We start from the raw sequence: 13,214 nt of genomic DNA, 5'->3' as shown, positions 1-13,214 counted from the left end.
TGCGTCAGCCACTTACCGACTTACTGACTTAAGCGAAGCCGCTTACTGACTTACTGACTAATTCTCTTCATGCAACCATCAACCTCGTTTACCTACCATACCAAAATCCGCGATGTGTTCAGCGAGATGAGCCAGGTGGTGGTTGGTCAGGACCGACTGCTCAATCGGCTGCTCATTGGCTTGTTTACGGGTGGGCACATTTTACTGGAAGGGGTACCGGGGCTAGCCAAGACGTTAACCATCAATACGCTGGCAAAAGTACTGGAACTGGATTTTCAGCGAATTCAGTTCACCCCCGATCTACTTCCCGCCGATCTGATCGGCACGATGATCTTCAACCAGAAAACGGCTGAATTTGAAGTGAAGCAGGGGCCTATTTTTGCCAACCTGATTCTGGCCGATGAAGTCAACCGCTCGCCCGCTAAAGTACAGGCTGCGTTGCTTGAAGCTATGCAGGAAAAACAGGTAACGATCGGCGAAGAGACCTTTGTACTGGATCGCCCCTTTCTGGTGCTCGCCACTCAGAACCCGGTTGAGCAGGAAGGAACCTACCCCCTACCCGAAGCGCAGGTAGACCGATTCATGATGAAAGTGTTCGTCGACTATCTGAACCGGGAAGACGAATTGGCAGTCATGCGTCGAATGTCGAATATGAATTTCGATTATGAGGTTCAGCCAGTATTAGGCAAACAGGAGCTGGTGGCCATTCGCAATGAAATCAACAGCGTCACTATTTCCGAAACGCTGGAGCGCTATATCATTGAACTGGTTTTTGCGACCCGACGCCCACTGGAGTACAACCTTCGCGACGAAGCTCGTTATATTCAGTTTGGGGTCTCGCCACGAGCCAGCATCAACCTGAACCTGGCCGCCAAAGCGCTTGCCTACTTCGATCGTCGTGACTATGTGTTGCCTGAAGACATCAAAGAAGTAGCGCCTGACGTTTTCAATCACCGGATCATGCTCAATTACGAAGCTGAAGCCGACGGTGTGACCACCTTACAAGTCATTGACTCCATTCTCCGGAAAGTTGCCATTGGCCGTTAAACGGTGGTGAACGAGATAGTATCCGTTTTGTGTTTTGTAACCAGAGATTGTAAAATCAGTTGGTATGCAGCAAAACAGGTTATTCATCGTGATTGCCCTTGTTCTGGCGAGTGGTTTGTGGGCGTACGGCACGTTTGTTGCCAAACCAAGGCCTCCACATCAACGACCGCCCGGTGCAACTTCACCCAATAATCGACGGGTCGAGAAGCCGGACGCAGATTGGAAAAAGCTCCTGACGCGTTCCCAGTACAACATAACCCGCAAGAGCGACACCGAATGGCCCAACAGTAGTGAGCTTACACATGAGCGACGCCCGGGCGTTTATAGCTGCGTTTGCTGCCATAATCCGTTGTTCCCATCAACGACCAAGTTTGATTCTCACACCGGCTGGCCTAGCTTCTTCGCACCTATCGTTACCAATGCGGTTTATACCGAACCGGACGGCAACCGAACGGAGGTTCGCTGTTCCGTTTGCGACGCGCACCTGGGCCATGTCTTTCCAGATGGTCCTGAACCGACTGGTTTGCGCTACTGCATGAACGGCGAGGCTATGACGTTTGCGCAGCTAAAGCCGTAAAGTCTTTATATAACAAACCTTCCAGGAGCCCAGTGTGAATTTTCAACTATCACACCAAGCGCTTAGACACTACTTAAACCGCTAAAACTGGAAATAGATAAATTGATTGGAAGAGAAAACGCCGAACAGGTAGGTAACAAAGGTGATCAGAACGAAAAGTGCGGCAAAACGTACTGTATTGCGTGTGGGAATGGCAAGATAGAACTGTTCTTTTACCAGCAGAAACACGATCAGAAACATACTGAACCACATTTCGGTCGAGTTCATGGGACTATCAATCGAATCACTGAACGACAGCGTTGGAATGCGCTTTAAAATCAGTAACGCATCACTCACACTGCGGGCTCTGAAAAACACCCAGGTCAGCATGATTAGCACAAAGGTAATCAGCGTATTGACGACTACCCGCACAGGTGACTTCCGGCTTTGGCGATCATGAACCGGTGACGTGACCAAACTTGGGGGCGTGCTGGAAAACCCCATCTTCGCCAGGAGTTTATCCCGAAGTACTGCCAGAATCTGATAAATACCGTTCAATCCTCCCCAAATTACATAGGTCCAATTGGGGCCGTGCCAGAGCCCGCTTGCCAGAAAAACGATCAGCATGTTTATATACTGTCGAAATTCGCCCTTGCGATTGCCTCCTAGTGGAATGTATAAATAATCGCGAAACCAGGTCGATAGCGAGATATGCCAGCGTCGCCAGAACTCCGAAACGGATTGGGCAATATAGGGCGTCCGGAAGTTTTCCATGAGCGTAAAACCCATCACCCGCGAGGCTCCAATGGCCACGTCGGAATACCCCGAAAAGTCGCAGTAAATCTGGAATGTATAGAAGAAAGTAGCTATCAGCAGCGTCAGACCATTTTGCTGGGCCGGGTCGGCATACGCATGATCAACGAGGATGGCTAACCGGTCGGCGATAACGAGTTTTTTGAATAAGCCGAAGGCCATCTGCATCAGGCCCGCTTTTACATTCTCGGCATCATATTTAAAGTAGTCGTGGAACTGCCAGAGTACATTCTGAGGACGTTCAATCGGACCAGCTACCAGTTGCGGGTAGAACATGACATACAGGGCATAGATACCAAAATGTTTCTCGGCTTTCTGATTACCCCGGTACACTTCGATGGTATAGCTCATGGCCTGAAACGTGTGGAACGACAGGCCGATGGGCAGGATGCTCATATTGTCTTTATAAGACGAAATTCCACTTTGCCCGAACACATGGAGCACCTTCACAAATATCCGATTTACCAGTTCTGAAACGGTTTCGGCTACACCTGGCATGCTTAATTTCTCAAATAATAACGTCAGGTTTTCAGTGAAGAAACCTAAGTATTTGAAGAAGGCGAGAATCCCGAGATTTGAAATCAGGGACAGGATAAGCAACCAGCGACGAGCTTTACCGGAAGATTTTTCAATCCAGATTCCGGCAATGTAATCGATAACAATAGTCAGAAAGAGGATAACTATATAGGCCGGTTGAAATACCATGTAGAAGTAGCAACTGGCCACCAGCAACAGCATCCACCGCCCCTGCCACTTCAAACTGAAGTAGCTAAGCGTAACGACAATAAAGAATAATAAAAATTGTAATGAATTAAAGAGCATTGTTAAGTCAGTAAGTCGGTAAGCGGCTTCGCCCAAGTCGATAAGTCAGCAAGTCAGTAACTGACCGCATTCGTAGACGGTGGATTGGCCTACGCAACGTTCATGCGTCAGCCACTTACTAACGTACCGACTTACTGACTTACCAACTATATTAATATACCTTTTCAACCTTTTCAACGAAGTCCTGAAACTGGCGGGCCGGAATAAACTGTACCTGCGTTCTGTACGACAGCACAATAAATACCAACAATAATGAAATCAGGAAAGCCTGAAGGATAACGATCAGAAATGAAAAAACTAAATAGCTGGCCCAACCGGGCACGGCGGTATCGGTAAACAGACGAAGGGCAACCACTACGCTAATACCGAAAGCGGATGCAACAACCATGATGACGCAGAACAATGCCAATCGAACGGCGGTCGTATCCATCAATACCGAAACAGCGCTAAGCCCGTGCAGGACCAGCGACACAAAGTTCATTTTGGATTCTCCCGCTAACCGGCGGCCTCGTTCCAGCGGCACCGCTGTGTAGGGTAATCGGGACCGGATAACGCCACCGGGGTAGTTGTTCCAGATCTCGGAGACATGCGTTAGCCTCCGCAGTTGCTGGGCCGGAATCAGGCTAAAGTTCCCAAAGGTGATGACTTTGCCCGTGAGCATCCGGAAAACGGCCTTGTATACTTCATAAAACAGGCGAAAAACCACACTCTCGTGCCGCTTGGCGCGGTGAGCAAAAACCACTCGTCCGGGGTTGTTCGCACCGGTTTGTAGTAATTGGGGGATATCTTCCGGTCTGTCCTCCCCGTCGGAGTCCATGACAATAGTCGGGTATTGATCGGGCAGTGATGCCAGATAGGATAAACCGAGGGCGATGGCTTTCTGGTGGCCGACATTCCGAAACAGGCGAAGTACCGACAGCGACTGGCCAACCCTGGTGGGCAACGTTTCGAAATTTGTTGATGAACAATCATCAACAACCAGGAAGAACAGGCGATTGGTAAGGCCGGGCTCGTTCACGTCACGAATACGTTCCAGCAAAAGCCCCAGCGCCTGCCAGTCGTTAAATAAAGGAATGACGATATTAATGCGGTCGGGATAGGTGGGTGAACTGTTTTCTAATACCATCAGGGTTGGTGACAATTAATAGTACTTAGTGGGTGGGGTTAACAGCAGGATCAGGAGAACCGTAAGGCTTTATCGTTGGCAAAGGTTGTCGCTTTTTTTGACGAATAATCTCCCGAACCACATAAAGTGGTCGCCCTTTAGCCTGAAAAAATATGCGCAGCACGTATTCCCCAATCAATCCGAGGGCAATGAGTTGTACTCCACTAAAAAGAACAATGACGAACAACAGAGCCGTAAACCCCTGTGGTACATCATGATAGATAAACCGTTTTATTAACGTTTGAATAAGATACACCAGGGCAACCCCAATGGTGACCATTCCCATTCGGGTAATAATCTTGACGGGGTATTCACTAAAATTAAAAATACCGTTATAAGCCAGTCGCCGGAGCATACTGAATGAATATTTGGATTCGCCCTCCAAACGGGCGTCCCGCTCGTATTCGACACCGATCTGGTTAAATCCTATCCAGCTGCGCATGCCTCGAATAAACCGGCTTTCTTCCGGCATCTGTTTGAGTACATCAGCTACCCGGCGGCTTATGAGCGAGAAATCACCACTGTCCAATGGAAGGTCGACGTAGGAAATTGAACGCATGAGTCGATAGAACATCGCATAGGCTGTTCGTTTGAACCAACTCTCTTTGCGTTTTTTGCGGATCGCATACACGACATCATACCCTTCCTGAAATTTCTGGTAAAATTCGGTCAGTAATTCGGGGGGGTCCTGCAAATCACCGTCGATGATAAATAACGCTTCTGTAGCACTAGCTGACGCAATGCCTGCCGTAAGTGCCAGTTGATGTCCATAATTACGGGATAAGAACACACACTGATAGCGAGCGTCTGTTAGGGCCAACTGCTGCATCAGAATCGCCGTCGTATCACGGCTTCCATCGTCAATCAAAACAACCTCAATAGCCAGTGGCGAATTATCCATTACGGCATTCAGGCGGTTAACCAGACGTGGTAACGACTCAGCTTCGTTGTAAAGTGGCGCTATTATAGAAATCTGTGGGTTCGACAAAACAATTAAATTGAATCAAAAGCGTAATTGGCAAAAATAAATGTTTTTGATGTTGAAATTATACCATCCCTATCTTTTCTCAGTGAACAACGAGCGACCGGTGACTAAAACGAATTACATTCTGGTTGCTTGGGGACAAACTCTGAACGCCAACAGGATAGTACATGGTGGGTTGTGCTGCTTTTCCTACATAAGCTCTGACCGCTCTGACCAGTCGGCGCAAATAAAACATTACCAGTGTAAATGGCAGCTCAGAGGGGAATAAATAAGTGTGTTAATCCGATTGAACTACAACTGTTGCACACTAATTGGATGGAAATACACGCTATGGTTGGTTTCTGTGAGGAAATTTGAAAACTAAGTTCAGGAGAAGCCATTAATGTCTGGATGACAATGGTACTTTTTCATATGGGGTTAAATAAGTAAGCGAATACACATAAAATCCTCGTTTCACCGCTTCATTCATTGCTCGATAAAATAAGCTAGCGACAGGCGTTACCCAACTGGCGCCCACACCTGTTTCATTATATTTTTTATTAAAAGAAGCAGTTAGCAATTTATCTTTTCGAAACGAAATTCTTGGCAGACGCACGGCGTACCAGAAAACAAAGATTCCTACACTGACAAGTAATCCGGACAATGTCCAGCGTTTCAAGTTCACTTAATACCGTCAGATAAAGGAGTGACACCAGAACAGCCGGGTAAATCATGTAGTTGCTTACCAACATAACATAGTAGCCGAACCGGGGCCTGAGGAGGGCAACTATGGTGGCATTGAGTGGAAGAAAGGTAAAGCAGCCGGTAAAGAAATAACGTCGCTTTTGTCGGACATCTTCGGCATAATCGACTTATTCAGCCGCCCTATCAACCATGATAAGGCCTCCATCAAAACCCCTCCCATCAGGGTTGGCAAAACACGACGCCATACAATAGGAACAAAAGGAAAAAATCAAATAAGCCACTAAGCCAAAAAACCCAATACAAGGGTAGTGAAGAAGAATTCCCACACGACTCCCGGTTTTTTGACATTTGGGCAGAAGCGTCTGTGATTGCTCAGGTTCTACACGAATAGGCCTTGTTTTCCATTATCATACGTGTCTATATTTTCGTTGAATCCGGTATAGTTCATACCACATCCTGAAAACATAGCTGGAACTGATGCGTGAATCACTCTTCTCAATCCATTGCCGGAGTGGGTACTCAGCAACATGACCGAGTACGCCCGGTCGGCCGTGTGTACGCGTAAGACGGGCAAGTAACTCGACGTCGAACAGCCACGGACTAATAAATGGCTCCTGAAACAGGTTGACAACGCATCCTGATCGAACCAGCTTGGCACCACACTGCGAATCGTATACCGGTAGTTTCAGAATGTTACTGATGAGCGTAGCAATTACCCGTCCAACATAATGGCGAAACGGGTCTCGCTGAATATCGACACCCAGAAACTTTATACGTGATCCTAAAACCATGTCCAAAGCCACGTTGGCGTCCAGTACAGCCGTCAAATCAGGAATAGCTGTCAGGGGTGTGGCCAGATCGGCATCCAGAAACCCTAAATAATCGAATGACTTATCAACACAATGTAACATACCTGCCCGAACAGCCCCCGCCTTCCCCATATTCTGAGGTAAGATCAACGTACTGACGTACTCCGGATACCGAACCTGCATGGTTTGCAGGACCGATTTAGTGTCGTCGGTACTTCCATCATCGACGAAGCAGAAATTTATATTCGTACTCTGCTGCATATACGTCATAAAGGCGTCGACCGGGAGCCGGGTCGCTTCGTTGTAACAGGGAATAATTATACAGACGGAAGACATACAACCTTTAACGAGTGACGGTGAGCGTAGAATCCAGAACAAGCACTTTATGACCGTAATAGCCCGACTGGCAGCGATTCCACCAATGGTTTCGGTCAATTTTTATGTCTTCAACAAACAGGCTGGGGGGATAAACACTAATGGGTCGTAAACGAACGGTATCAGCCGATGCCAGAAGCTGACGATGCCGCTCGGTCATTTCCTGATCGTACGTCGCAGCATTACCACTAATTAGATCCGTACTCATCTCCCGGATCGGCTTGCTGAAAAACACACTGCCCACTAGCCAAACCCCGGTAAACAACCAGACCGGCGCGGGCCATTTCTGAACGAGTGTTAAGCTGCGGCCCCGTCGTTCCAGCCAGCCTACCCAAACCGTAAGTACAAAAAACCAGCCAAGTATAAAAAAAACAAACAGGATATTCATGGTTCGGGCAAACGGAGCGATGCCCAACCCATAGTAAGATGGGAATATGGCAGCGGCCAGCAAGCCCAAATACACGATCGTTAGCAGGCCAGCGGGCAGCAGGAATAACTCGCGCACCTGGCTTCCATGTCGAACCAGTCGGCGGGCAATGGGTATGAAAAGAAGTGAAAAAGGAATAACCGGCGTTTTTATCAGCCACTCCCCTATGGAACGGCCCAACCAGATAAAAGCCATTCCGATTGATTTTAGAAACTCCCCCGCTTTTGCTTCATTACTACCCATACGAATAGCGTTACCGGGTGCTCGGAACAACAACCACGCAGACACCAGAGACACTCCCACTAGCCAGAGTAATAACGGATCGAATCGACGAAGAAACACCAGCCGATAACCAAGTATGGTGATCAGCAATAGAATGAGCAGAATAAGATTCGTTTCGCCCGATCCAACGCTGGCAAATACCAGAAAGCCCGCCCAGACAGCCGTTAACCCTTTGTGCAGGCCATCCGGCAATCGATACCATTGGATAATGACCGCTATCAGGTAAATGGTCAGTATCGTCGGAACGGTATACGTAGCCATAGCAGCCGTCCAGAAAAAGGCTTCTACTGTACTCTGAAGAGCCAGAACGACCATAAAAAAGATCACGCCTGTAGCCATCAACCGATTGCGCAGGGATTCTCCCCGCAACATTTCATTCATCAGGGCATAAATCGATGCGACGAGAGCGGTAGCCATGCATACCGGAATAAACCGATACCCATCATACCAGCCCCACACCAGTGGACTACCATGTACCAGCATATTGGAAAAGTAGCGGCCTGTCCATCCATCATAATAAAATTTCTGCCCCTGCCAGAACCCATAGCGTAGGGCCGTATCAGCAAAACAGTAGTCGTCGGCGGCTGATGGATGATTATGAAAGGAAAGCAGAACGATTGGCAGATAAGCCAATAGAAATAAAAGAATAACGATGATGGTCGCTAACCGGTCAATAAGCGGATGTTTCATGCAAAAATTCGGACAGAGAAAAGTCAGGCCATTCGCAATGCCCTTGTTCTTTTATTAATGTAAGTCAATTTCCAAATCTCCCCCGGTAGGGGTGGTTGATGTTGGCTTCTGTTTATTTAGAAATGGATAGGCCAATACAGCGATCAGAATAACAAGCGTACCGATATAAAAGCCCTCCGTCATGTGCTCGGTGTCGCCAAAAATTAACAGGGCTAATAATATGCCATACACCGGCTCTAAATTTACAGTTAATATGGCCAGATAAGCCGAAAATTTTCGTAACAGACTCACGCCCACGGTATAGGCATATACTGTGCAGACCAACGATAATATCAGCAGCCAGAAAAACTGAAGAAGTGTGTGGGGGATGTATTCAACAACAGACGTTGAACTTGGGGCGTCGATCTGCTGCGCTGTTAGCCACAGGATCATGGCACCCAGCAGAGCGCCACTCATTTCATAAAATGAGATAACGATGGCATCATACCGGTGTGTGAAACGGCTGTTAATGATGGTGAACAGAGAAGATAACATGGCTGATCCGACGGCAACGGCCAGCCCAATGACTTTATCGAACTCAAATCGAAAAATAAGGTATAGCCCGCCCATGACAACGGCTCCCAGTGCAACCTCAACAGGACGCACCCGCCGGCGCAATAATATGGGCTCCAGAACGCTGGCCCAGAGCGAGCTTGTGGCCATGCCAGCCAGGCATACAGACACGTTAGACAAACGGGCCGCCAGAAAAAACATCACCCAATGAAGGCCAATAAGCCCCCCCGTACCCAGCAGTTTCCAGAAATCGTCTTTCGATACGCGAATGTTTTGTTTGCGAACGAGCAATACAACCCCCATTCCTAAAACTGCCAGCAATGTCCGAAACAAAACGACCGCCGACGGATCGAGCGGTTGAAGCAGTTTGCCCAGAATGGCCGTAAATCCCCAGATCAGAACAATGAAATGAAGTTGTAGATAATCTGTAAATGAAGCCTTATTTTGCATAGCAGCGAGGAATCAGGAATGGGGAGCCAGGAGCCATCTGATGAATAAAATTACAACTGAATAGCTCCCTGCGCTCCGTCCCTCATTCCTTTTACCTTGGAATAGTGTTGTACAAAAGCACACCAACAGCTGCAAAAATAGCGTTTGGTAACCAGACTGCCACTACTGGGTTCAGGTTCCCCGACTCGGCGATGCCTTTTGCCAGCATAAAGAACAAAAGATAGGTAAACGCCAGAAAGAAGCCCAGGGCCACCTGCCAGCCTACCCCCCGGCGACTTTTGCGTGCCGACATAATGACCCCAATGACGGTCAGGATAATGATGGCAAAAGGTCGGGTATCGCGGCTGTATTTTTCGAGAAGGTAGGTTTCAACTCCATCAGCACCACGACTTTGTAGCAACTCAATGTGCCGATTGAGTTCCGGTCGGGTCAGGGTTTCGTACAGATTAAAATCCGAGCTGAAGTCGTCAGGTTTTAAATTTAGTGTGGTATCAATCCGGGCGCCGGGTGTTAATGTCTCCTGTAGTCCATTTATGGTTCGTATCTTATAATCATAGACCGCCCATTTTTTTTTCTTGGCGTCCCATTCGATATGGTCGGCAGACAGTTTTTGTTTGAGTTGATTACCTTCCACTTTCTCCATCGTAAACTTATAGCCGATATTACTCTGGTTATTATAACTTTCGAGATAGGCGTAAACGTTGGGAGCGATCTTCAAATGAACATTGCGTCCCGAGTAGGTGTAGGCATCATTAATGTACTTTATCTCAAAGGCAATACGGGTTTTATTGGCTTTCGGTATCACGTAGTTGACCATAAAATACGTAGCAACGGCCAACACCGACGCACCGAGCACATAAGGCAGCAGCAACCGAACAAAACTGACACCACTACTGAGTATAGCAATGATCTCCGTACGGGCCGCCAGCCGTGATGTCAGAAAGACCGTGGCAATAAATACCATCAAGGGGCTAATGTAATTGGCCCAGTAGGGTACGAAATTGAGGTAATAATTGAAAAGGATTTCGTTTCCGGGGGCGTGGGTTTTGCGGAAGTTATCGACCTTCTCGGTATAATCGATCATCACAACCACCAGCACAATAACCAACACCACAAAGATGTATGTTTGCAGAAAGCGTTTGAGTATGTAGGCGTCTAAGAGTTTCATTCAAAGTAAGTTGGTAAGTGACTTCACCTAAGTCGGTAAGTTGGTCAGTCAGTAAGTCGGTAAGTAGCTGACGCGTAAACTGTTTCGGACATCAGCTACTTACCAACTTATTGACTCACTAATAAATTCTTCGCGACTTCGTAGCTCACGAATACCGTTCGCCCCGTGTCGATCTGCACCAGCACCGATTTATCGAAGGCATTGATCTCATTGACCGTAACGGTGCAACCAAGGGTTAAATTCGAATGATCGAGGTGTTTCAGGAATTCGGTCGAGTGTTCGAGAACGGCCATCAAACAGACGTCTTCACCCGTTTTCACATCCGACAGTTTCCGGTAGCCCATTTCGGGCATCTGACCAGCTTGCGTTGGTATTGGATCGCCGTGCGGATCAAACTGTGGGCAGCCTAAATACGTATCTAAGCGGGAAACCAGTTCTTCAGACCGTATATGTTCCAGTTCTTCGGCAATTTCATGAACCTGATCCCAGCTAAAACCAAGCTTCTGAACCAGAAAAACCTCCCACAGCCGATGCCGCCGAATAACCTGCAAAGCCAGTCGTTCCCCTTCATCTGTCAGGCGAACACCCTGGTATTTTTTATAATGAATAAGCTGTTTATCAGCCAGTTTACGCAGCATATCCGTTACGGAAGCAGCCTTCGTCGCCGTCATCTCTGCCAGCGCGTTGGTACTGACCTCACCCTGCTGACGAGCAGCCAGGTAATAGATGGTTTTGAGGTAATTTTCTTCAGTGAAGGAATGCATGTACTTAATGGCTGCTTACTTGGTAACGGCTAAACTAAACAAAACAATCGACCTGCAAAGGTAGTTTTAATGTTAAACTTTCTAAAAATTTAGGGATGCCTAAATTTTTATTTCAACAATACTTATCTTTATTGCGTTATACATCTGATCCATTCGATTGGCAATCGGGGAATGCCTCAACGAGTAATCAACTAACAGTACTTGAGTAAGAAGTCAACGTGCAGGAGAAACGTATGGAAGCAACGAATACGTCAATGAAAGGCTGGCGGCAGGAAAACAAGAATAAATCTCTGGCCGACGTACACAGTTCCGTTCATGTACCCATTGGAGGTGGTTTTTTTAAAACACTTCGGGCTTATGCAGGTCCCGGACTCATGGTAGCCGTTGGGTACATGGACCCCGGCAACTGGGCAACGGATATAGCCGGTGGTGCCCGATACGGGTACAAACTGTTGTCGGTCGTGCTTATCTCCAATTTATTTGCCATACTCCTTCAGCATTTGGCCCTTAAACTGGGTATTGCCACCGGCCGCGATCTGGCCCAGGCCTGTCGTGATCATTTTAGCAAACCGGTGTCCATTGGTCTGTGGCTGCTGGCAGAAATTGCAATTGCGGCCACTGATCTGGCTGAAGTTATCGGTTCTGCCATAGCGCTCAATCTGTTGTTTGGCTTACCGCTCACGATTGGTATTTTAATTACCGCCCTAGACGTATTATTGCTGCTATACCTCCAAAACAAAGGTTTCCAGCTCATCGAACGAATAGTTGCCAGTCTTATCTTCCTGATTGTCGGTTGCTTTGGGTATGAATTGCTGGTTTCTAAACCTGACATAGCCGAGGTTGTTGCGGGTCTGGTACCGAGAACGGAAATAATAACCAACCCCGGCATGCTTTATATCGCCATTGGTATACTTGGTGCTACGGTCATGCCGCATAATTTGTACCTGCATTCCAGCATCGTACAAACCCGCGATTTTGGCCGAAATGACATTGGCCGAAAATCGGCCATTAAATTTGCCACTATCGACTCAACCGTATCGCTGTTTCTGGCCTTTTTTATCAACGCAGCCATTCTTGTCTTATCAGCCGCGGCTTTTCATTTTTCCGGTAATCAAGAGGTCGCTGACATTACCGATGCGCATCGTTTACTCGATCCGATTCTGGGCGTTAAGGTGGCGGGTATTTTATTTGCCGTTGCCCTGCTGGCTTCAGGGCAAAACTCAACCCTGACGGGTACCATGGCGGGTCAGATTGTGATGGAGGGCTTTATAAACCTCCGACTAAAGCCCTGGATCCGTCGCTTGATTACGCGTTTAGTAGCTATCGTTCCGGCGTTGATCGTCGCCATTTTATACGGAGAGCATGGCACTAGCGAACTACTTGTGCTCAGTCAGGTGGTTCTGTCATTACAGCTAAGTTTCGCCGTTGTCCCGCTGGTATTATTCACCAATAGCCGTTTGAAAATGGGGAAATTCGTTAACCCTGTCTGGATGAAAATAATCTCCTGGGCTGTTGCTGTACTAATTATTGGCTTAAATGGATATTTATTATGGGACACCGTTCTAAGTAACTAAACTGGCACAAATTTCGTAGTTAACCTGGCTTTATTGTCCTCACCAATAAGC

General features: G+C 47.5%; 12 protein-coding genes. 3 read left to right on the top strand and 9 right to left on the bottom strand.

Features of this window, described 5'->3' with window-relative positions:
* The first annotated feature begins 69 nt into the window (after nucleotides 1-69).
* Together ACYVK4_RS12595 and msrB are read left to right on the top strand one after the other, a co-directional pair.
* Complete coding sequence (locus ACYVK4_RS12595) at nucleotides 70-1,047, top strand: AAA family ATPase (protein ID WP_461127868.1); 978 nt, start codon at nucleotides 70-72, stop codon at nucleotides 1,045-1,047.
* A 64-nt stretch (nucleotides 1,048-1,111) separates the two neighbouring features.
* Nucleotides 1,112-1,624, top strand: a complete 513-nt coding sequence (msrB, locus tag ACYVK4_RS12590; RefSeq protein ID WP_461127867.1) for a peptide-methionine (R)-S-oxide reductase MsrB — start codon at nucleotides 1,112-1,114, stop codon at nucleotides 1,622-1,624.
* A gap of 81 nt (nucleotides 1,625-1,705) precedes the next feature.
* Here the strand turns inward: msrB and ACYVK4_RS12585 are convergent, their stop codons facing one another.
* The 9 genes from ACYVK4_RS12585 to ACYVK4_RS12545 all read right to left on the bottom strand — a co-directional run bounded on the left by ACYVK4_RS12585 (nucleotide 1,706) and on the right by ACYVK4_RS12545 (nucleotide 11,589).
* A complete protein-coding gene (locus tag ACYVK4_RS12585; protein ID WP_461127866.1) occupies nucleotides 1,706-3,238 on the bottom strand; it encodes an MBOAT family O-acyltransferase in 1,533 nt (510 codons plus the stop codon).
* A gap of 151 nt (nucleotides 3,239-3,389) precedes the next feature.
* Entirely contained in the window at nucleotides 3,390-4,364 is a 975-nt protein-coding gene (locus ACYVK4_RS12580) for a glycosyltransferase (protein WP_461127865.1), read from the bottom strand.
* A gap of 25 nt (nucleotides 4,365-4,389) precedes the next feature.
* The gene (locus ACYVK4_RS12575) at nucleotides 4,390-5,391 is read right to left on the bottom strand and encodes a glycosyltransferase family 2 protein (RefSeq protein ID WP_461127864.1); all 1,002 of its coding nucleotides are present in this window, start codon (nucleotides 5,389-5,391) and stop codon (nucleotides 4,390-4,392) included.
* Nucleotides 5,392-5,767: 376 nt separating this feature from the next.
* On the bottom strand, nucleotides 5,768-6,046 hold the full coding sequence (locus ACYVK4_RS12570; protein WP_461127863.1) for a hypothetical protein: 279 nt from the start codon (nucleotides 6,044-6,046) through the stop codon (nucleotides 5,768-5,770).
* A gap of 433 nt (nucleotides 6,047-6,479) precedes the next feature.
* Nucleotides 6,480-7,217, bottom strand: a complete 738-nt coding sequence (locus tag ACYVK4_RS12565; RefSeq protein WP_461127862.1) for a glycosyltransferase — start codon at nucleotides 7,215-7,217, stop codon at nucleotides 6,480-6,482.
* A gap of 7 nt (nucleotides 7,218-7,224) precedes the next feature.
* Nucleotides 7,225-8,655 (bottom strand): DUF6056 family protein, encoded by a 1,431-nt coding sequence (locus tag ACYVK4_RS12560; RefSeq protein WP_461127861.1) that lies wholly within the window; start codon nucleotides 8,653-8,655, stop codon nucleotides 7,225-7,227.
* A gap of 54 nt (nucleotides 8,656-8,709) precedes the next feature.
* Nucleotides 8,710-9,657 carry a DMT family transporter gene (locus ACYVK4_RS12555; RefSeq protein WP_461127860.1) on the bottom strand — a complete coding sequence of 316 codons (948 nt, stop codon included), beginning with the start codon at nucleotides 9,655-9,657 and terminating at the stop codon, nucleotides 8,710-8,712.
* A 91-nt stretch (nucleotides 9,658-9,748) separates the two neighbouring features.
* The gene (locus ACYVK4_RS12550) at nucleotides 9,749-10,825 is read right to left on the bottom strand and encodes an LptF/LptG family permease (protein WP_461127859.1); all 1,077 of its coding nucleotides are present in this window, start codon (nucleotides 10,823-10,825) and stop codon (nucleotides 9,749-9,751) included.
* Between the two features lie 107 nt (nucleotides 10,826-10,932).
* A complete protein-coding gene (locus tag ACYVK4_RS12545; protein WP_461127858.1) occupies nucleotides 10,933-11,589 on the bottom strand; it encodes a metal-dependent transcriptional regulator in 657 nt (218 codons plus the stop codon).
* A gap of 233 nt (nucleotides 11,590-11,822) precedes the next feature.
* Between ACYVK4_RS12545 and ACYVK4_RS12540 the strand changes: the two genes are divergently transcribed.
* Entirely contained in the window at nucleotides 11,823-13,163 is a 1,341-nt protein-coding gene (locus tag ACYVK4_RS12540) for an Nramp family divalent metal transporter (RefSeq protein WP_461127857.1), read from the top strand.
* Nucleotides 13,164-13,214 lie beyond the last annotated feature (51 nt).

It is taken from the genome of Spirosoma aerophilum (assembly GCF_054782495.1).
This window is presented reverse-complemented; position numbering and strand designations above follow the sequence as displayed.

Coding starts and splice junctions, on each gene's coding strand:
- ACYVK4_RS12595 (WP_461127868.1), top strand. CDS start 70: ATGCAACCATCAACCTCGTTTACCTACCATACCAAAATCCGCGATGTG.
- msrB (WP_461127867.1), top strand. CDS start 1,112: ATGCAGCAAAACAGGTTATTCATCGTGATTGCCCTTGTTCTGGCGAGT.
- ACYVK4_RS12585 (WP_461127866.1), bottom strand. CDS start 3,238: ATGCTCTTTAATTCATTACAATTTTTATTATTCTTTATTGTCGTTACG.
- ACYVK4_RS12580 (WP_461127865.1), bottom strand. CDS start 4,364: ATGGTATTAGAAAACAGTTCACCCACCTATCCCGACCGCATTAATATC.
- ACYVK4_RS12565 (WP_461127862.1), bottom strand. CDS start 7,217: ATGTCTTCCGTCTGTATAATTATTCCCTGTTACAACGAAGCGACCCGG.
- ACYVK4_RS12560 (WP_461127861.1), bottom strand. CDS start 8,655: ATGAAACATCCGCTTATTGACCGGTTAGCGACCATCATCGTTATTCTT.
- ACYVK4_RS12555 (WP_461127860.1), bottom strand. CDS start 9,657: ATGCAAAATAAGGCTTCATTTACAGATTATCTACAACTTCATTTCATT.
- ACYVK4_RS12550 (WP_461127859.1), bottom strand. CDS start 10,825: ATGAAACTCTTAGACGCCTACATACTCAAACGCTTTCTGCAAACATAC.
- ACYVK4_RS12545 (WP_461127858.1), bottom strand. CDS start 11,589: ATGCATTCCTTCACTGAAGAAAATTACCTCAAAACCATCTATTACCTG.
- ACYVK4_RS12540 (WP_461127857.1), top strand. CDS start 11,823: ATGGAAGCAACGAATACGTCAATGAAAGGCTGGCGGCAGGAAAACAAG.